Origin of the sequence: Streptomyces sp. GSL17-111 (assembly GCF_037911585.1) — a bacterium.
Lineage (GTDB): Bacteria > Actinomycetota > Actinomycetes > Streptomycetales > Streptomycetaceae > Streptomyces.
The window spans coordinates 1,080,448-1,099,340 of sequence record NZ_JBAJNS010000001.1 but is presented as its reverse complement, the minus strand read 5'-3'; the positions used below and the strand labels follow the sequence as shown (position 1 = coordinate 1,099,340).

At 73.6% G+C, this 18,893-nt stretch carries 15 protein-coding genes; 11 read left to right on the top strand and 4 right to left on the bottom strand.

Features of this window, described 5'->3' with window-relative positions; all coding sequences use genetic code 11:
• Positions 1-123 precede the first annotated feature (123 nt).
• From V6D49_RS04580 to V6D49_RS04550, 7 genes are all read left to right on the top strand, one after another.
• Positions 124-807: a response regulator gene (locus V6D49_RS04580; protein ID WP_340557344.1), complete on the top strand. Its 684-nt coding sequence runs from the start codon at positions 124-126 to the stop codon at positions 805-807.
• A 159-nt stretch (positions 808-966) separates the two neighbouring features.
• The gene (locus tag V6D49_RS04575) at positions 967-3,738 is read left to right on the top strand and encodes a DNA translocase FtsK (RefSeq protein ID WP_340557342.1); all 2,772 of its coding nucleotides are present in this window, start codon (positions 967-969) and stop codon (positions 3,736-3,738) included.
• A gap of 237 nt (positions 3,739-3,975) precedes the next feature.
• Positions 3,976-4,803: a helix-turn-helix domain-containing protein gene (locus V6D49_RS04570; RefSeq protein ID WP_340557340.1), complete on the top strand. Its 828-nt coding sequence runs from the start codon at positions 3,976-3,978 to the stop codon at positions 4,801-4,803.
• A gap of 118 nt (positions 4,804-4,921) precedes the next feature.
• Positions 4,922-6,397, top strand: a complete 1,476-nt coding sequence (rimO, locus tag V6D49_RS04565; protein WP_340557338.1) for a 30S ribosomal protein S12 methylthiotransferase RimO — start codon at positions 4,922-4,924, stop codon at positions 6,395-6,397.
• Positions 6,394-7,032 carry a CDP-diacylglycerol--glycerol-3-phosphate 3-phosphatidyltransferase gene (gene pgsA, locus V6D49_RS04560; protein WP_340557336.1) on the top strand — a complete coding sequence of 213 codons (639 nt, stop codon included), beginning with the start codon at positions 6,394-6,396 and terminating at the stop codon, positions 7,030-7,032. The genes rimO and pgsA overlap by 4 nt, the downstream gene beginning before the upstream one ends.
• A gap of 101 nt (positions 7,033-7,133) precedes the next feature.
• Positions 7,134-7,637, top strand: coding sequence for a CinA family protein (locus V6D49_RS04555; RefSeq protein WP_445330617.1), 504 nt, complete (start codon positions 7,134-7,136; stop codon positions 7,635-7,637).
• A gap of 94 nt (positions 7,638-7,731) precedes the next feature.
• The gene (locus V6D49_RS04550; RefSeq protein WP_191209893.1) at positions 7,732-8,112 is read left to right on the top strand and encodes a helix-turn-helix domain-containing protein; all 381 of its coding nucleotides are present in this window, start codon (positions 7,732-7,734) and stop codon (positions 8,110-8,112) included.
• A gap of 131 nt (positions 8,113-8,243) precedes the next feature.
• Here V6D49_RS04550 and V6D49_RS04545 read toward each other — a convergent pair whose 3' ends face one another.
• Entirely contained in the window at positions 8,244-8,987 is a 744-nt protein-coding gene (locus tag V6D49_RS04545) for an SDR family oxidoreductase (RefSeq protein ID WP_340557332.1), read from the bottom strand.
• A gap of 74 nt (positions 8,988-9,061) precedes the next feature.
• On the opposite strand from V6D49_RS04545, the gene V6D49_RS04540 reads away from it, so the two are divergent.
• Positions 9,062-9,541 carry an RrF2 family transcriptional regulator gene (locus tag V6D49_RS04540; RefSeq protein ID WP_340557331.1) on the top strand — a complete coding sequence of 160 codons (480 nt, stop codon included), beginning with the start codon at positions 9,062-9,064 and terminating at the stop codon, positions 9,539-9,541.
• 42 nt (positions 9,542-9,583) lie between these two features.
• On the opposite strand, the gene V6D49_RS04535 is transcribed toward V6D49_RS04540, so the two are convergent.
• Complete coding sequence (locus V6D49_RS04535; RefSeq protein ID WP_340557330.1) at positions 9,584-10,402, bottom strand: Fpg/Nei family DNA glycosylase; 819 nt, start codon at positions 10,400-10,402, stop codon at positions 9,584-9,586.
• 12 nt (positions 10,403-10,414) lie between these two features.
• Positions 10,415-15,016: an ATP-dependent helicase gene (locus V6D49_RS04530; protein WP_340557329.1), complete on the bottom strand. Its 4,602-nt coding sequence runs from the start codon at positions 15,014-15,016 to the stop codon at positions 10,415-10,417.
• A gap of 157 nt (positions 15,017-15,173) precedes the next feature.
• Between V6D49_RS04530 and V6D49_RS04525 the strand changes: the two genes are divergently transcribed.
• From V6D49_RS04525 to recX, 3 genes are all read left to right on the top strand, one after another.
• Positions 15,174-15,368, top strand: coding sequence for a DUF3046 domain-containing protein (locus tag V6D49_RS04525; RefSeq protein ID WP_340557327.1), 195 nt, complete (start codon positions 15,174-15,176; stop codon positions 15,366-15,368).
• 300 nt (positions 15,369-15,668) lie between these two features.
• Positions 15,669-16,820: a recombinase RecA gene (gene recA, locus V6D49_RS04520; RefSeq protein ID WP_340557325.1), complete on the top strand. Its 1,152-nt coding sequence runs from the start codon at positions 15,669-15,671 to the stop codon at positions 16,818-16,820.
• A gap of 15 nt (positions 16,821-16,835) precedes the next feature.
• Positions 16,836-17,453: a recombination regulator RecX gene (gene recX, locus V6D49_RS04515; RefSeq protein WP_340557323.1), complete on the top strand. Its 618-nt coding sequence runs from the start codon at positions 16,836-16,838 to the stop codon at positions 17,451-17,453.
• Between the two features lies 1 nt (position 17,454).
• On the opposite strand, the gene V6D49_RS04510 is transcribed toward recX, so the two are convergent.
• On the bottom strand, positions 17,455-18,885 hold the full coding sequence (locus V6D49_RS04510) for a sensor histidine kinase (protein ID WP_340557321.1): 1,431 nt from the start codon (positions 18,883-18,885) through the stop codon (positions 17,455-17,457).
• Between the last annotated feature and the right edge of the window lie 8 nt (positions 18,886-18,893).

Here is an 18,893-nt window from a genome sequence, read left to right as displayed (position 1 = left end):
GCGGTGACAGGGTGTGGTGGGCGCCGGGGTGCGGCTACCATGACCGGCACAAGGACGGGCGGCGTAAAGGAGTCGTCCCCAGGCGTGGCGCCCATGGCGTCACCGGGGCGAGGAGGACGGGCCATGGTGCAGAAGGCCAAGATCCTCCTGGTCGATGACCGGCCGGAGAATCTGCTGGCGCTGGAGGCGATCCTCTCCGCGCTCGATCAGACACTGGTGCGGGCATCGTCAGGGGAGGAAGCGCTCAAGGCATTGCTCACGGACGATTTCGCCGTGATCCTGCTGGATGTCCAGATGCCGGGGATGGACGGCTTCGAGACGGCCGCCCACATCAAGCGTCGGGAGCGCACGCGCGACATCCCGATCATCTTCCTCACCGCCATCAACCACGGGCCGCACCACACGTTCCGGGGATACGCGGCCGGAGCGGTCGACTACATCTCCAAGCCGTTCGACCCGTGGGTGCTGCGGGCGAAGGTGTCCGTGTTCGTGGAGCTGTACATGAAGAACGTGCAGCTGCGGGAGCAGGCGGCGCTGCTGCGGCTCCAGTTGGACAACGGCAACGGCCGGGAGTCCGGGGCGGCGACGGAGACGGCGGCCGGAGTGCTGGCCGAGCTCTCGGCCCGGCTCGCCGCCGTGGAGGAGCAGGCCGAGGCGCTGTCCAAGCAGCTGGGGGACCACGCGGACGCCGGAGCGCTCGCCACCGCCGCGCACCTGGAGCGCAAACTGACCGGGCTGCGCAGGGCCCTTGACGCCCTGGAGCCCGGCACGGACGGCCGCCCGGCGTCGGTCCCCTCACAGCAGTGACGGCGCGGTCACCGCGTCCGCGCCGCTGAGGGTCGGGGCTGATCGGGCGTCAGTTCCGCCCACGCGCCCGTCCGGTGCGGTGTGCGGCGGCCTGTCCGGTGCGCGGTCACCCCTGATCCATCCGTGCCTCACCCGCCCCGCGGCGGTAACCTCGCCATCATGGCCTCACGTACGTCCGGCAGCCGGGCAGCAGCCGCCAAGGCGCCCGCCAAGAAGTCAGCGGCGAAGCCGCCGGCCAAGCCGGCGAGCCGGGCCACCGGGAAGAAGCCGCCCGCCCGGAAAGCGGTGAAGAGGACGGCCGCCAAGAAGCCGCCGAAGCCCGCACCGTCGCCCACGGGCGGCATCTTCCGTCTCGTGCGCGCGATCTGGCTGGGCGTCGCCCACACGATCGGTGCGCTCCTGCGCGGCATAGGGCGCGGCGCGAAGGGTCTGGACCCGGCGCACCGCAAGGACGGGCTGGCGCTGCTGCTGCTCGGCCTGGTCATCGTCGTCGCGGCGGGCACCTGGTCGAACCTTCAGGGCCCGGTCGGAGAGCTCGTCACGATGCTGGTCACCGGTGCCTTCGGGCGGCTCGACCTGCTCGTGCCCGTTCTGCTCGGCGTGCTGGCCGTGCGGCTCATCCGGCACCCCGAGCAGCAGGAGGCGAACGGGCGCGTCGTCATCGGGCTGTCGGCGCTGGTCGCCGGGGTGCTCGGGCTCGTGCACGTCGCCTGCGGCTCACCCACTCGGGACGAGGGCGGGGCCGCGCTGCGGGACGCGGGCGGACTCATCGGCTGGGGTGCGGCGCAGCCCCTCGTGCTCACCGTCACCGAGGTCCTCGCCGTGCCGCTGCTGCTCCTGGTCACGGTCTTCGGGCTCCTCGTCGTGACGGCCACGCCGGTGAACGCGATCCCGCAGCGGCTGCGTCAGGCCGGCGTCCGCCTGGGCCTCGTGGCGGCTGCGGAGGAGGAGTACGAGGAGGACGCCGAGGAGTACGACGACGCGCGGGAGGACGCGGCCCCCCGCCGCCGACGCCGGCCGGACCTGCGCAAGGACATCGGCCCGGAGGACGCGGAGAAGGAGGCGCTGGACCGTCGGCGTACCGCCCGCCGACCCCGGCGCGTGGCGGACGTCGAGGGCGGGGAGCCGGCCAGGGTCCTGCCCGCCGAACGGCACCCGACGTCGCACGCGCGCCGGGACGGCCGCTCGCTGGACGCCGTCGACCTGGCCGCCGCTGCAGCCGCCGATCTGGACGGTGCCCTGCTCCACGGCGTCCAGCCGTCCCGGCTGCTGGCCGACATCAGTACGACCGTCTCCGCCGAGCGCGACGGGGGCCGGCCGAAGCGTTCCGCGTCCGGCCCCGGCCGCCCGGCCGCCGGAGCCGGCGCTTCGGGGGGTGTGCCGGACCTGACCAAAGCGGCACCCGAGCCGGCCGGGGACCTGCCGTCGCGGGCCGAACAGCTCCAGCTCTCCGGGGACATCACCTACGGGCTGCCCTCGCTGGACCTGCTGGAGCGGGGTGGGCCCGGCCGGACGCGCAGCGCGGCCAACGACGCCGTGGTGGAGTCGCTGACGACGGTCTTCACGGAGTTCAAGGTGGACGCCGCCGTCACCGGCTTCACCCGCGGCCCGACGGTCACCCGTTACGTGGTGGAGCTCGGGCCCGCGGTGAAGGTGGAGAAGATCACCGCGCTGACGAAGAACATCGCCTACGCCGTCGCCAGCGCGGACGTGCGGATCATCTCGCCGATCCCCGGGAAGTCGGCCGTGGGCATCGAGATCCCCAACAGCGACCGGGAGATGGTCAACTGCGGCGACGTGCTGCGGTCGGCGGACGCGCAGGGCGAGGAGCACCCCATGGTGGTGGCGCTCGGCAAGGACGTCGAGGGCGGCTACGTCAACGCGAACCTCACGAAGATGCCGCACATCCTGATCGCGGGTGCCACCGGATCGGGCAAGTCGTCCTGCATCAACTGCCTGATCACCTCTGTCATGATGCGGTCCACGCCGGAGGACGTGCGGATGGTCCTCGTCGACCCCAAGCGGGTCGAGCTGACCGCCTACGAGGGGATTCCGCACCTGATCACGCCCATCATCACCAACCCGAAGAAGGCCGCCGAGGCCCTGCAGTGGGTCGTGCGGGAGATGGACCTGCGCTACGACGACCTGGCCGCCTTCGGCTTCCGGCACGTCGACGACTTCAACGCCGCCGTGCGCGCGGGCAAGGTGAGCGCACCGGAGGGCAGTGAGCGGGAGCTGACGCCGTACCCCTACCTGCTGGTCATCGTCGACGAGCTCGCGGACCTCATGATGGTCGCGCCGAGGGACGTCGAGGACGCGATCGTGCGCATCACCCAGCTCGCCCGGGCGGCCGGGATCCACCTCGTGCTGGCCACGCAGCGGCCGTCCGTCGACGTCGTCACCGGGCTCATCAAGGCGAACGTGCCGTCCCGGCTGGCGTTCGCGACGTCCTCCCTCTCCGACAGCCGCGTCATCCTGGACCAGGCGGGGGCGGAGAAGCTCATCGGCAAGGGTGACGGGCTGTTCCTCCCCATGGGGCAGGGCAAACCCACCCGTATGCAGGGCGCCTTCGTCACCGAGGACGAGATCCGCGCCGTCGTCGCCCACTGCAAGGAGCAGATGGCGCCCGTCTTCCGCGACGACGTCCTCGTCGGGCAGGGGAAGAAGAAGGAGATCGACGAGGAGATCGGTGACGACCTCGACCTGCTGTGCCAGGCCGCCGAGCTGGTCGTCTCCACGCAGTTCGGCTCCACCTCGATGCTCCAGCGCAAGCTTCGCGTCGGGTTCGCGAAGGCCGGGCGACTGATGGACCTGATGGAGAGTCGCGACATCGTGGGGCCCAGTGAGGGATCCAAGGCACGGGACGTGCTCGTCAAGCCGGACGAGCTGGACGGGGTGCTCGCTCTCATCCGCGGGGACACGAACGGGTAACTCATAAAGAGTAGGTCTCGTAACGACAGGGCGGACAACCGTTCCCTCTGGGCATACGTCCAGTTAGGCGGGTAAGCGGAACATCACCCGTACCGCTGCGGCGGTGCGCGGGTCCAGCATCAGGACGGTCGGCCATCCTGATGGTGGACAAAGCCCGTCCGACCGCTTGCCCGCCCGTTTCCGGACCCCCCTAGACTGAATGCCCAGCAGGTGGCTACACGCTCGAAAGGCGCTCCCGTGTCCATCGGCAACTCACCCGAAGAGGAACGGCCTTCGGCCGTCCCGCACGAGGACCGGCCGGCCGTCGGCCGCGTCCTCCGCCAGGCCCGCATCCAGGCGGGGCTGACCGTCGAAGAGGTCAGTGCCGCCACACGTGTACGCGTCCCGATCGTGCAGGCGATCGAACAGGACGACTTCTCCCGCTGCGGCGGGGACGTGTACGCGCGCGGGCACATCCGTTCGCTCGCCAAGGCGGCGGGCCTCGATTCCGCCCCCCTCGTCGACCAGTACGACGCCGAGCACGGCGGGCGTCCCCAGGCCACTCCGGCCGCTCCACTGTTCGAAGCGGAACGCATCCGACCCGAGCGTCGTCGGCCGAACTGGACGGCCGCGATGGTCGCCGCGATCGTCGTGGTCGTCGGCTTCGTCGGCTTCACCCTGGTCGGCGGCGACGACAAGGGCCGCCCCGTGGCCGAGTCCAGCGACCGCGAGTCGGCCGAGGCCGAGCCCAGTCCGTCTCCCGAGAAGCCCGAGTCGAAACCCGAGCCGAAGCCTTCCGACAGCGCCATCGCGGCGGCCCCGGCCGACAAGGTCACCGTCAAGCTCGTCGCCAGCAACGGCGACACCTGGATCTCCGCCGAGGACCACACCGGCCGCCTCATGCACGAGGGCGTGCTGGAGGAGGGCGACAGCCAGACGTTCACCGACGACGAGCAGATCGACCTCGTCCTCGGCAACGCCGGAGCCGTCGAGCTCTATGTCAACGGCAAGAAGGTCGACCAGGTGGGCGAGGTCGGCCAGGTCCAGCGCGTCAGCTACACCAAGGGCGACCCGGCCCAGGGCTGACCCGGCCCCGTCCGGCATCGACGGCCGGACGCCCGCCCACGCCCGACCGCGGCCCCGGCCGTGCCCCGCTCAGCAGGGCACGGCCGGGGCCGCGGTCGTGACGAAGTAGGCTGAGCGCATGCCCGAACGCCGCACCGTCGCCCTGGTCACACTTGGCTGCGCCCGTAACGAAGTGGACTCGGAGGAGCTGGCAGGCCGCCTGGCGGCCGACGGCTGGGACCTCGTCCACGACGCGGCGGAAGCCGACGTCGCCGTCGTCAACACCTGCGGGTTCGTCGAAGCGGCCAAGAAGGACTCCGTCGACGCCCTGCTCGAAGCCGGTGACCTGAAGGGCCAGGGTCGTACCCAGGCCGTCGTGGCGGTGGGCTGCATGGCCGAGCGCTACGGCAAGGAGCTCTCCGACGCCCTGCCCGAGGCGGACGGCGTCCTCGGCTTCGACGACTACGCCGACATCTCCGGCCGGCTCCAGACCATCCTCTCCGGCGGCGTGCACGCTCCGCACACGCCGCGCGACCGCCGCAAGCTCCTGCCCATCACCCCGGCCGAGCGCCAGGACTCGCAGGTGGCCCTGCCCGGGCACGGCGACGCGCTCGCCTCCGCCCCCGCCGACCTACCGGACGGCGTCGCGCCCGCCTCCGGCCCCCGCGCCCCCCTGCGGCGTCGGCTCGACACCGGCCCCGTGGCGTCGGTGAAGCTCGCCTCGGGCTGCGACCGACGCTGCTCGTTCTGCGCGATCCCCTCCTTCCGCGGCTCGTTCGTCTCCCGGCGCCCCTCCGACGTGCTCGGCGAGACCCGCTGGCTCGCCGAGCAGGGCGTGAAGGAGATCATGCTCGTCTCGGAGAACAACACCTCCTACGGCAAGGACCTCGGCGACATCCGCCTGCTGGAGACGCTGCTGCCCGAGCTGGCCGCCGTGGACGGCATCGAGCGCGTCCGGGTGAGCTACCTCCAGCCCGCCGAGCTCCGCCCCGGGCTGATCGACGTCCTCGCCGGTACCGAAGGGGTCGCGCCCTACTTCGACCTCTCCTTCCAACACGCGGCCCCCTCGGTCCTGCGCGCGATGCGGCGCTTCGGTGACACGGACCGCTTCTGGGAGCTGCTGGAGACGATCCGGTCCAAGGCGCCCGAGGCCGGTGTGCGGTCGAACTTCATCGTCGGCTTCCCCGGCGAGAGCGAGGCCGACTTCGCCGAGCTGGAACGCTTCCTCACCGGCGCGCGGCTCGACGCGATCGGTGTCTTCGGCTACTCCGACGAGGACGGCACCGAGGCGGCCGGGTACCCCGGCAAGCTCGACCCCGACGCCGTGGCCGAGCGTCTGGCACACCTGACGCCGCTCGCCGAGGAGCTGACGGCACAGCGCGCCGAGGAGCGCGTCGGCGGACGGCTGTCGGTGCTGGTGGAGCGCGTCGACGCGGAGGAGGGCGTCATCGGCCGCGCCGAGCACCAGGCGCCCGAGACGGACGGGCAGGTGCTGCTCACCGGCCCGGGCTGCGCCGGACTCGTGCCCGGACGTATGGTCGAGGCGAAGGCGGTGGCGGCCGAGGGCGTTGATCTGGTCGCCGAACCAGGACCGGTCGAGGAGGAAGCTCCATGACAGGCGTCCCGGCCTCAGCGGCCGGGGGCGGTCGGTTGGCGGAGTCGCGTCGGCCGGCGGCCCGGCAGGCGGGCGTGTGGAACATCGCCAACATCCTGACCATGATCCGGCTGGCCCTCGTGCCGGGCTTCGTGGCCCTCATGGTCGTCGACGGCGGCCACGACCCGCGCTGGCGGGCGCTGGCGTGGGCGGCGTTCACGATCGCCATGATCACCGACCTCTTCGACGGGGAGCTGGCCCGCCGGTACGACCTGGTGACCGACTTCGGCAAGATCGCCGACCCCATCGCCGACAAGGCGATCATGGGCGCGGCCCTGATCTGCCTCTCCGCGCTGGGGGACCTGCCCTGGTGGGTGACCGTGGTGATCATCGGCCGGGAGCTGGGCATCACGCTGCTGCGCTTCTGGGTGATCCGCTACGGCGTCATCCCGGCCAGCCGGGGCGGCAAGCTCAAGACGCTCGCCCAGGGTGTCGCGGTGGGTATGTACATCCTGGCGCTCACCGGTCCGCTGGCCAGCCTGCGCTGGTGGGTCATGGCGGCGGCCGTCGCGCTCACCGTGGGGAGCGCGGTGGAGTACGTCCACCAGGCCGTGAGCCTGCGCCGGGCGGGCGCGGTGGCGGAGCGGTCGGCGTGAGCGGCGGCGAGGACGTCCGGGAGCCCGGGGCCCCCCAGGAGACACAGGGGTCGCAGGAGACGCGGCAGGTCCAGGGCCTCGACGCCGTCGCCGCCGAGGCCCTGGACCTGCTGGTGCACCGGGGGGAGACGGCGGGCGCCGCCGAGTCCCTCACCGGCGGGCTCGTCGCCGCGGCGCTGACGGCCGCCCCCGGGGCCTCCCGTGGTTTCCGCGGCTCGGTGACGGCGTACGCCACCGAACTCAAGCAGCAGCTCCTCGGCGTCGACGCCGACCTGCTCGCCCGCGAGGGGGCGGTGCACCCCGAGGTCGCCCGCCAGATGGCACGTGGTGTTCGCCGATTGCTGGGTACCCACTGGGGCGTGGCCACCACGGGCGTCGCCGGTCCGGAACAGCAGGACGGGAAGCCGGTCGGCACGGTGCACATCGCCGTCGCCGGTCCCGGTGGCGCCGTGGCCGCCCGCCGGCTGGACCTGGCGGGGGACAGGAGAGCGGTCCGCGAGGGCAGCGTCCGAGCCGCTCTCGACCTGCTCCGCACGGAACTGCGGGAAAATCGCGGGGGACAGGATACGGAACAGAGCGGGGGTAAGGGATGTTTGCAGCCCTGAGTGAACACGACATCGCTCCCCGCACGGCCGCGGTTGTAGGCGGTACGGTGGGGCATGAAGGATTCAGGTCCACGGTCCGAGGAGGGAGCCACCGATGATTCTGCTCCGTCGCCTGCTGGGTGACGTGCTCCGTCGGCAGCGCCAGCGTCAGGGCCGTACCCTGCGCGAAGTCTCCGCATCCGCGCGCGTCTCACTCGGTTACCTGTCGGAAGTGGAGCGGGGGCAGAAGGAGGCTTCCTCCGAGCTGCTGTCGTCCATCTGCGACGCACTGGACGTACCGATGTCCGAATTGATGCGCGAGGTCAGCGACGAGCTGGCCCTGGCCGAGCTGGCCCAGTCGGCCGCCGGCGATGCGGTGCCGGCGCCGATGCGGCCCGTACTCAACCCGGTGTCGGTCACCTCCGTCACCGGCCGTCCCGACGAGCGCGTGACGATCAAGCGGCCCCAGGAGGCCGTGGACGTCGTCGCCGCCTGAGGCTCCGCGCGATGCCGTGAGCCCGGGCTCACGGACGCACCGCACACGAACGCCGGGCGGGCTGCCTTCGCAGCCCGCCCGGCGTTCGTGTGTCACGCGCCCTGCCGTGCCGGTGGATCGTCCGCGGTCGTTCAGTGCTGTTCGGCGAGCCACTTCTCGAACGTCGTGGGCATGATGCGGGCGTCCTCCCCGGGCAGCAGCACGTCACCGGCCATGGCGGTGCCGAAGGCCCCCGACCAGGTCGGGACGAGCCGCACCTCGCGGCCCCGCGCCTGGTTGGTGCGTCGGGCCATGTCCACGAGATCCTGGGTCTCCGGGCCGGCCACGTCGACGTGGCGCCCCTGCGGCGTCCCGGCCGCGACCTCGGCGAGCACCGCGGCCACGTCGGCGGGGGCGACGGGCTGGACGAGCAGCGGTGCGACCGTGGCGGCGCCGTCCTGCTCGGTCCAGCTCGTCACCATCGCGGCGAAGTCGTGGAACTGCGTCGTCGGGACGATCGTCCACGGCACCGGGCCGTCGGCGACCAGACGCTCCTGTTCCCGCTTGCCGGCGTAGTGCGCGTTGCCCTGGGTGCGGCCGACTCCGACGATCGACAGCAGGACGTGGTGCCGGACGCCCGCCCGCTCCTCGGCGGCGAGCAGCGTGCGGGTGGTGGTGCCGAAGTAGGCCACGGACGCGGCCCGGTCGGCGGGGGGCGCGTTCGTCGTGTCGACGACGGCCTGAACGCCGTCGAGGGCGGCGTCGAGCCCCTCACCGGTCTGCAGGTCCACGCCGAGCGAGCGGCTGATGCGGACGACGTCGTGCCCCTGTTGCTCCAGGGCGGTGACGGTGCGGGCCCCGATGTTCCCCGTGGCTCCGGCGACTGCGATGCGCATGCTGGTCTCCCCTTCTTCGGTGGACACATTATGGACTATGGAGATCCATAATAGCGAGTATTAGACTCGAAGGCGTGAAGCTGCCAGCGAGCACCGAATGGGTCCTGCACTGCGCCACGACGCTGGCGCAGCTCGAGCCCGGCACCAGCGCGTCCACGGCGCAGCTCGCCCAGTACTTCGACCTGCCGCCCGCCTACCTCGCCAAGCAGCTGAAGGCGCTCGTCAAAGCCGGGCTGCTGAGCGCGGCGACCGGGCCCAGGGGAGGCTTCCGGCTGGCGCGGCCACCCGCCGCGATCACGCTGCTCGCGCTCGTCGAGGCTGTCGACGGGACCTCCTCGCCCTACGAGTGCCGGGAGATCCGGCAACAGGGCAGCGGCGCACTGCCCCCGGACGAGTGCCGCCGCACCTGCGTGCTCGCGCAGAAGATGGCCGACGCGCACCAGGCGTGGCGCGGCAGCCTGGACGGCGTCACGCTCGCCGACATCCTGGCCACCCTGCCGCCCGCCGCGCGCGCCCGTACCCGGTCCCGCCTCACCGGAGCCCCGTCGCCCTGACGTGGGCGCCGACGACGCGGGGCGGGCGCCCACGTCGTCCCGTCAGGACCCCGGCGCCGCCCGGCGTCCCGGCGCCTCCGGCTGGCACCGGGGGCACCAGTACACCGGGCGCGGCGCCCCCGGTGGCCCGGCGGCCTCCCGGCGCGCCACCGGCGTCCCGCACCGCAGGCACGGCCGGTGCTGCCGCCCGTACACCCACAGCTGCCGCCCGCGCCGCCGGTCGCCGGTGGTCACCCGGTCCGCGCGGGCCTTGTTGACGTCCAGGAGCCGCCGGGCCAGATCGACGATCCGGTCCAGCGACGCCACCTCGCTCACCGGCGTCCACGGCGGAACGCGCGCCATGAAGCACAGCTCGGACCGGTACACGTTGCCCACGCCCGCCAGGTTGCGCTGGTCCAGCAACGCCTCGCCCACCTCCCGGCCCGGCGCGGACCGCAGCCGACGCAGGGCCTCGGCCGCGTCCCAGTCCGGACCGAGCAGATCCGGGCCGAGATGCCCGACGACGCGCTCCTCCTCCCGCGTCGGCAGCAGCTCCAGGACGGGCAGCCGGTAGCCGACGGCGGCCCGCTCCGCGTTCTCCAGCACCGCGCGGATCTGGTGGCCAGGCCCGCCCGTCCAGCGCTCCCCGGCCGCGTACAGCCGCCACGCGCCGTCCATCCGCAGGTGCGAGTGCAGGGTCAGCCCACCGCTCAGCCGCGTCAGCAGGTGCTTGCCGCGCGGCAGCGTCTCCAGCACCTCCCGCCCCGCGAGGTCGGCCGTGGCGAAGGCTGGCACCCGCAGCTCCCCCCGGCTCAGCCGCGCCCCGGACAGCGCCACGTGTAGACGTCGCGCCGTGCGCCACACGGTGTCACCCTCCGGCATCCCGCCCCCTTCCTACGGCCGCAGCCGCAGCCCGCGCGGCGTGGCGTGGAACCCGGCCGACTCCAGGACGCCGCCGAGCGGTGAGGTCAGTACCGGCGCACCGTTGGCCCGCTCGACGGTGAGCGCGCCCAGCAACCCGGACCGGGCGGCACCGGCCAGCGCCGCCGTGGCCGCCTCCAGCGCGGCCCCCTCGCTCCACGCCAGCAGCGACCGGCCGCCACGCTCCAGATACAGGGCCAGCTCGCCGTCGACCAGCACGACGAGCGCCCCCGCCTTGCGTCCCGGCTTGTGACCCGCGCCCTCCGGCGGCTCCGGCCACGGCAGCGCCGCCCCGTAGGCGTTCGCCGGATCGGCCGCCGCCAGCACCACGGCCCGCTGCTCCCGCTCCCGTTCCCGGGCGGTGTGGACGGCCCGCAGCCGGTCCACCGCGCCGTCCATCGCGAACTGGGCCGCACCCAGGTGCTCCACGACGTACCCGCGCCGCGCCTGACCGCTCTCCTCGAACGCGGACAGCACCCGGTAGGCCGCCGCGAAGCCGCCCGGCACCCCTTCGGCCGCCACCGCACCGCGCGTGACGACACCGTGCCGGTCGAGCAGCGTACGCGCCGAGGCGTGGGCCCGCAGCGTGGCGTCCTCAGCCCGCTCCGGCAGCAGCGACCAGCGGCCCGCGACGGTGGGCGGCCCGTTCCGCGACGCCGTCCGCACCCCCAGCGAGCCGTACCGGCCGCGCGGCACCGCCCGCTTCGCCCGGTGTGCCGTCGACCCGGCGGTGCGCCCCGAGCCCAGCAGGGCCCGCAGCGGCGCCAGCGAGTCGTTGGTGAGCCGCCCCGACCAGGCCAGCTCCCACACCGTCTCGGCCAGCAGCAGGTCCGTCACCTCCGGCTCCACCGCCCGCACCTGCTCGGCGATCTGCCGGAAGAACAGGCCGTACCCGCCCTCCAGCGCCGCCAGCACGGCCCGGTGGCGGGACGTCAGCTCGAGCGGGTGCGGCTCGGGGAGCAGGAGCGGCGCGTTGTCCGCGGGGTACAGCGCGACCCAGCCGTCCTTGCCGGGGAGCGTCCCGGCACCCGCCCACAGGACCTCACCGGTCGTCGTCAGCTCGTCCAGCATCGCGGGCTCGTACCCGACGACCCGCCCCGGCAGCACCAGCCGCTCCAACGCCGACGCCGGAACGGCGGCGCCCTGTAGCTGCTCCACGGCGCGCGCCAGGCCGTCGACGCCGCGCAGTCCACCGGCCCCCACGTGCTGCCAGCGGGGCAGGAACGCCGCCAGGACCGGCCCGGGCACCGGCTCCAGCTCCTGCCGCAGGGCGGCCAGCGACCGCCGCCGCAGCCTGCGCAGCACCGCCGGGTCGCACCACTCCTGACCGGCCCCCGCCGGATGGAACTCGCCCCGCAGCAGCCGGCCCTCGGCGGCCATCCGGTGCAGCTGCCCGTCGACCACCGCCTGCCCCAGCCCGAACCGGGCGGCGGCCCGGGCGGTCGTGAACGGACCGTGCGTCCGGGCGAACCGGGCCAGCAGGTCCCCCAGCGGATCGGGCACCGGCTCGGTGAACGCCTCCGGCACACCGACCGGCAGGGCGACCCCCAGGGCGTCCCGGAGCCGCCCGGAGTCCTCCACCGCGGCCCAGTGCTCCCGCCCGGCGATCCGCACGGCGACCGCCCGCCGCGCCGCCGCCAGCTCCGCCCCCCAACCCGGCTCGGCACCGCGCTCGCCCAGCTCCTCGTCCGTGAGCGGCCCGAGCACCCGCAGGGCGTCCGCCACCCCTTCCACGTCCTTGACCCGCCGGTCCTTTGTGCGCCACTGGAGCTCCGCCTCCAGCTCCGCCAGCACCCCCGCGTCCAGCAGTTCCCGCAGCTCCGCCCGGCCCAGCAGCTCGGCGAGCAGCCGGGAGTCCAGCGAGAGGGCGGCGGCGCGCCGCTCGGCCAGCGGGGTGTCGCCCTCGTAGAGGAACTGCGCCACGTACCCGAACAGCAGCGAACGGGCGAACGGCGACGGCTCCCGCGTGGTCACCTCCACCAACCGCACCCGGCGGGCCGCGACGTCCCCCATCAGCTCGGTCAGCCCGGGCACGTCGAACACGTCCTGCAGGCACTCGCGCACCGCCTCCAGCACGATCGGGAACGAACCGAACCCGCTCGCCACCTCGAGGAGCTGTGAGGCACGGCGGCGCTGCTGCCACAGCGGCGTCCGCCGCCCCGGGTCGCGGCGCGGCAGCAGCAGCGCCCGCGCCGCGCACTCCCGGAACCGTGCGGCGAACAGCGCCGAACCGCCCACCTGCTCGGTGACGATCCCGTCGACCTCACCGTGGTCGAAGAGCACGTCCTGCGCGCCCACCGGCGCCTGCTCGGCGTCGAAGGACCGGTCCGGCTCCAGCGCGCCGTCCGGGGTGTCCAGGCCCAGCAGGTCCGCGTCCGGCAGCCGCAGCACGATCCCGTCATCGGCGTGCATCACCTGGGCGTCCAGACCGTAGCGCTCGGTCAGCCGGGCCCCCAGCGCCAGCGCCCACGGCGCGTGCACCTGGGCACCGAACGGCGAGTGCACCACCACCCGCCAGTCACCCAGCTCGTCCCGGAACCGCTCCACCACGATCGTGCGATCGTCCGGCACGTGCCCGCACGCCGCGCGCTGCTCCGCCAGGTACGCGAGCAGGTTTCCGACCGCCAGCCCGTCCAGACCGGCCGCGGTCAGCCGCTCGCGCGCCGCCGCCTCCTCCAGCGCGCCCACCTCGCGCAGGAACGCCCCCAACGCCCGGCCCAGCTCCAGTGGACGCCCCAGCTGGTCGCCCTTCCAGAACGGCAGCCGGCCCGGCACTCCGGGGGCGGGGGAGACGAGCACCCGGTCCCGCGTGATGTCCTCGATGCGCCAGGACGTCGTACCCAGCGTGAACACGTCCCCCACCCGGGACTCGTACACCATCTCCTCGTCCAGCTCGCCGACCCGGCCGCCGCCCCGCTTCGGGTCCGCCCCGGCGAGGAAGACACCGAACAGGCCCCGGTCGGGGATGGTGCCGCCCGAGGTGACGGCGAGCCGCTGCGCCCCCGGCCGCGCGCTCACCGTCCCCGCCACCCGGTCCCACACGACGCGGGGCCGCAGCTCGGCGAACGCGTCCGACGGATAGCGGCCCGCCAGCATGTCCAGCACGCCGGTGAACGCCGACTCCGGCAGCGCCGCGAACGGAGCGGCCCGCCGCACCAGGGACAGCAGCTCCGTCACGTCCCACACGTCCATCGCGGTGATCGCCACGATCTGCTGCGCCAGCACGTCCAGCGGGTTGGCCGGAACGCGCAGCGCCTCGATCGCACCCTGCCGCATCCGCTCCGTCACGACCGCCGACTGCACCAGGTCCCCCCGGTACTTCGGGAAGACGACGCCCGCCGACACCGCCCCCACCTGGTGCCCCGCCCGGCCCACGCGCTGCAGCCCCGACGCCACCGACGGCGGCGACTCCACCTGGACGACGAGGTCCACCGCCCCCATGTCGATGCCCAGCTCCAGGCTGGAGGTGGCGACCACCGCCGGCAGCCGCCCGGCCTTGAGATCCTCCTCCACCAGGGCGCGCTGCTCCTTCGACACCGACCCGTGGTGCGCCCGGGCCAGCACCGGCGGGGCGCCCTCCGCCGCGCCGGAACCGCCCATCAGCTCGGCGGGCGCGTGGTCCTTCGGCAGCGGTTCGCCGGTGGCCCGCTCGTAGGCGATCTCGTTCAGCCGGTTGCACAGCCGCTCCGCGAGGCGGCGGGAGTTGACGAAGACGATCGTCGAACGGTGGGCCTGCACGAGGTCGCAGATGCGCTCCTCCACCGACGGCCAGATGGACGGTCTGTCGCCCCCCTCGCCGCCGTCAGCCACCGGGGAGCCGCCGAGCTCGCCCATGTCCTCCACCGGCACGACCACCTGGAGGGCGAACTCCTTCTCCGCCGGGGGCTGCACGATCGTCACGGGCCGCTGCGGGGAGAGGAAGCGCGCGACCTCCTCCACCGGGCGGACCGTGGCCGACAGTCCGATCCGGCGTGCGGGGCGGTCGAGCAGCGCGTCCAGCCGTTCCAGGGAGAGCGCCAGGTGGGCCCCGCGCTTGGTGCCCGCCACGGCGTGCACCTCGTCGAGGATCACCGTCTCCACGCCGCCGAGCGCCTCCCGCGCCTGCGAGGTGAGCATGAGGAACAGCGACTCGGGTGTCGTGATCAGGATGTCCGGCGGACGGCGGGCCATCGCCCGCCGGTCGGCCGCCGGGGTGTCCCCGGAGCGGATCGCCACGCGCACGTCCGGCTCCGGCATGCCGAGCCGCAGCGCCTCCTGCCGGATGCCGGTCAGCGGGCTCCGCAGGTTGCGCTCGACGTCCACCGCCAGCGCCTTCAGCGGTGACACGTACAGCACGCGGCACCGCTTCAGCGGCTCGGCGGGCGGGGCCGCGGCCGCCAGCCGGTCCAGCGACGCCAGGAACGCGGCCAGCGTCTTCCCCGAGCCCGTCGGCGCGACGACCAGGGCGTCCGACCCCTCCGCGAGCGCCCGCCAGGCCCCCTCCTGCGCCGCCGTGGGCGCACGGAAGGCCCCGGTGAACCACGCGCGGGTGGCGGGGGAGAAGTCGTCGAGTGCGTCGGTGGCAGCGTGAGCCATGCCCCCATCGTGCACCGGGGTACCGACAGCGGCCCGCTCCGTCGCCGCTCCACCTCCGGCGGCGGAGGGGCGGAGCCGGGGACCATGTTCACCGTCGGTGTGCGAGCCGGGATGGCTGACGGTCGGGCGCCCGCGCGGCCTGCGCGATACTGGACGCATGCGGCTGACGGACTTCTGGGAGCGGATGACGGCGCACTTCGGCCCGGCGTACGCCGACTCCTTCGCGCGCGACCACGTCATGTCCGAGTTGGGCGGTCGTACGGTGCGGGAGGCGCTGGAGGCCGGGTGGAACGCGAAGGACGTCTGGCGCGCGGTGTGCGCGGCGATGGACGTCCCCGCCGAGCTGCGTTGACGTCAGCCTGTGCCCACCTCATCTCACCCCTTCGGGTGGCGCGAGGGTCCACAAGGAGCGCGATCAGGGCTGTGAGCTGGGGATTCTTCGGTCTCCACAGGGTCGGCGGGTTCACTTGACACAAAAATCGAACATGGATTCCCATGGAGGCGGCGGAAGCGCTCCTGGCCCTTCCCGGTCTCCGACCCCAGCAGGCAGGCCCGCACGCGGGTCGGGGAGAGGACCTGGGTGGCCCGATTGTCAGTGGCAGCCGCTAGCGTCCCGGATGTGAAGCGATCGAACCAGAAACCGGTGGCACCCATGGCAGGAACCGACCGCGAGAAGGCGCTCGACGCCGCGCTCGCACAGATTGAACGGCAGTTCGGCAAGGGCGCCGTGATGCGTCTCGGTGAGCGGCCGAACGAGCCCATCGAGGTCATCCCCACCGGGTCGACGGCGCTGGACGTGGCCCTGGGGGTCGGCGGCCTGCCGCGCGGCCGTGTGGTGGAGGTCTACGGCCCGGAGTCCAGCGGTAAGACGACGCTCACCCTGCACGCCGTGGCGAACGCGCAGAAGGCCGGCGGCACCGTCGCCTTCGTCGACGCCGAGCACGCGCTGGACCCCGAGTACGCCAAGAAGCTCGGGGTCGACGTCGACCAGCTGATCCTCTCGCAGCCGGACAACGGCGAGCAGGCGCTGGAGATCACCGACATGCTCATCCGGTCCGGCGCGCTCGACCTCATCGTGGTCGACTCGGTGGCCGCCCTGGTGCCCCGCGCCGAGATCGAGGGCGAGATGGGTGACTCCCACGTCGGCCTCCAGGCACGGCTGATGAGCCAGGCGCTCCGCAAGATCACCGGCGCACTCCACCAGTCGAAGACGACGGCGATCTTCATCAACCAGCTCCGCGAGAAGGTCGGAGTGATGTTCGGCTCTCCCGAGACGACGACCGGTGGCCGGGCGTTGAAGTTCTACTCCTCGGTGCGTCTCGACATCCGGCGGATCGAGACACTCAAGGACGGTACCGACGCGGTCGGCAACCGCACCCGCGTCAAGGTCGTGAAGAACAAGGTCGCGCCCCCGTTCAAGCAGGCCGAGTTCGACATCCTCTACGGCATCGGCATCAGCCGTGAGGGTGGCCTCATCGACATGGGCGTGGAGCACGGCTTCATCCGCAAGTCGGGCGCCTGGTACACCTACGAGGGCGACCAGCTCGGCCAGGGCAAGGAGAACGCCCGCAACTTCCTGCGTGACAACCCGGACCTGGCCAACGAGATCGAGAAGAAGATCAAGGAGAAGCTCGGCATCGGCGTCCGCGCCGAGGAGCCCGCTGCCGAGCCCGGCGAGGACGCCGCTCCGGGCACCGCCCCCGCCCCCGCCCCCGGCCTCGCGGACCCGGTCGCGAAGGCCGCTCCGGTGGCGGCCGCGAAGGGGAAGTCCGCCAAGGCCGCCGGTACCGCGGCCAAGAGCTAGTCCGGACGCCCCGGTATGACACGGCGGACGGACTGGCCGGGGGGCGCCCCGGCACCCGAGAACGGCGGTGCCGTCTCCTCGTCGAGGGCCGAGGAGGCGGCACCGTCCGGGCCGCGCGATCCGGCGGAGCAGGCGCGGGCGATCTGCCTGCGGCTGCTCACCGGGACGCCCCGCACGCGCAGTCAGCTCGCGGAGGCGCTGCGCAAACGCGGCATTCCCGACGAGGCGGCCGAGGAGGTGCTGACCCGTTTCGAGGAGGTCGGCCTCATCGACGACGCGGGGTTCGCCGACGCCTGGGTGGAGTCCCGTCACCGCGGCCGGGGCCTCGCCCGCCGGGCGCTCGCGCGGGAGCTCCGCACCAAGGGCGTGGACTCCTCGGTGATCGACGGCGCGCTGGGGCAGCTGGACGCCGAGCAGGAGGAGGAGACGGCACGCGCCCTGGTGGAGCGGAAGCTCCGGACCACCCGGGGGCTGGCGCCGGAGCGGCGGCTGCGCCGCCTCGCCGCCATGCTTGCCCGCAAGGGGTATCCGGAGGGCTTGGCGCTGCGCGTCGTCCGGCAGGCCCTGGTGGAGGAGGCCGAGCACCAGGAGGAGGACGCCACCGAGTGGGAGGAGTACCTCCCGGACACCTGACTCAGGGCCCCGACCGGGGGAGGGTGAGTGTGACGCACAGCCCCTGCGGCACACGGGGTGAGTAGGCGATCGACGCGTCACCGGCCGCGAGCAGGGCCCGGGCGATGGAGAGTCCGAGCCCGGAGCCGGAGACGTTCTGATGGCGGCCGCTGCGCCAGAACCGGTCACCGATCCGGTCGAGCTCGTCCTCGGTGAGCCCCGGGCCCTCGTCGGCCACCTCCACGGTGACGTGGTCACCCGCAGCCGCGACGGCGACGGTCACCGCCTTGCCGCGCGGTGTGAACTTCACGGCGTTGTCCACCACGGCGTCCAGCGCGCTCGACAGTGCGATCGGATCGGCCCACGCCGTCAGGGCGGCCGGTCCCTCCCGGCCGAGCTCCACCCCTTCGCGTTCCGCCACCGGGCGCCACGCGGCGATGCGCTCCGTGGCCAGCGCTCCGACGTCGGTCAGCCGCAGGTCCGCGCGGCTGTGCTCCGCCGTCGCCAGGCCCAGCAGGTCGTCCAGCACGCGGGCCAGCCGCTTGCCCTCCGTCTGTACGGCCTCGAAGCCCGCGCGGTCGCCCGGTAGCTCCAGCCCCAGCAGCTCGATGCGCAGCAGCAGCGCGGACAGCGGGTTCCGCAGCTGGTGCGAGGCGTCGGCGACGAAGGCGCGCTGCTGCTCCAGGATGTCCTCCACGTGGTCGGCCATCTCGTTGAAGGAGTGCGCCAGCCGACGCAGCTCGGGCGGCCCCCCGGCGGCGGCCACCCGCGAGGTGAGCCGTCCGGTGGCGATGTCGTGCGTCGCCTTGTCCAGGTCGCGCACGGGGCGCAGCACCCACCCCGAGAGCCGGGCCGCCGCCGCGAGGGCGAGCAGCATCGCGGCCGCCTCCCCGGCGGCCAGCGGTACCCAGTCGCGCAGGATGCGGGAGCGCAGTTGCCCGGTGGGGGAGTCGGTGAGCACGACGGCCACCACGTCGCCGTCCCGGATGACGGGGGAGGCGACGGCGATGCGGTGTGTCTGCCAGGGCCACACCTGGGGCGGATCGTGGCTGCGCCGCCCGGCCAGGGCCTCGGCGAACGCGTCGGCGCCCGCCCCGGTGTCCGGCACGCGCCAGCCCCCGGGGGAGGCGGCCATGGCCTGCCCGTCCCGGAAGAAGACCCCGGCGTTGATGCCGTAGAGGTCGTGGTAGCGGGCCAGCTCGTCGGTGAGGGTGGAGAGGCGTTCGTCGCGGTTGCCGTCCTCGATGCGGGCCTCGGCCGTCGGCTGCGAGACCTCTCCCGGCCGCGAGGTGACGAACTGGGCGAGCGAGGCGAAGCGGGCGGTGTCGTCGATGCGGTCGACGACGAGGCGCTGCTGCTCGGCCGCGGCCATGCTGGCGGCGAGGGGGAAGCCCAGGGCGAGGAGCACACCGGCCATCAGGACGATGAGCAGGGGCAGCAGACGGGCGCGCACCGGCGGAA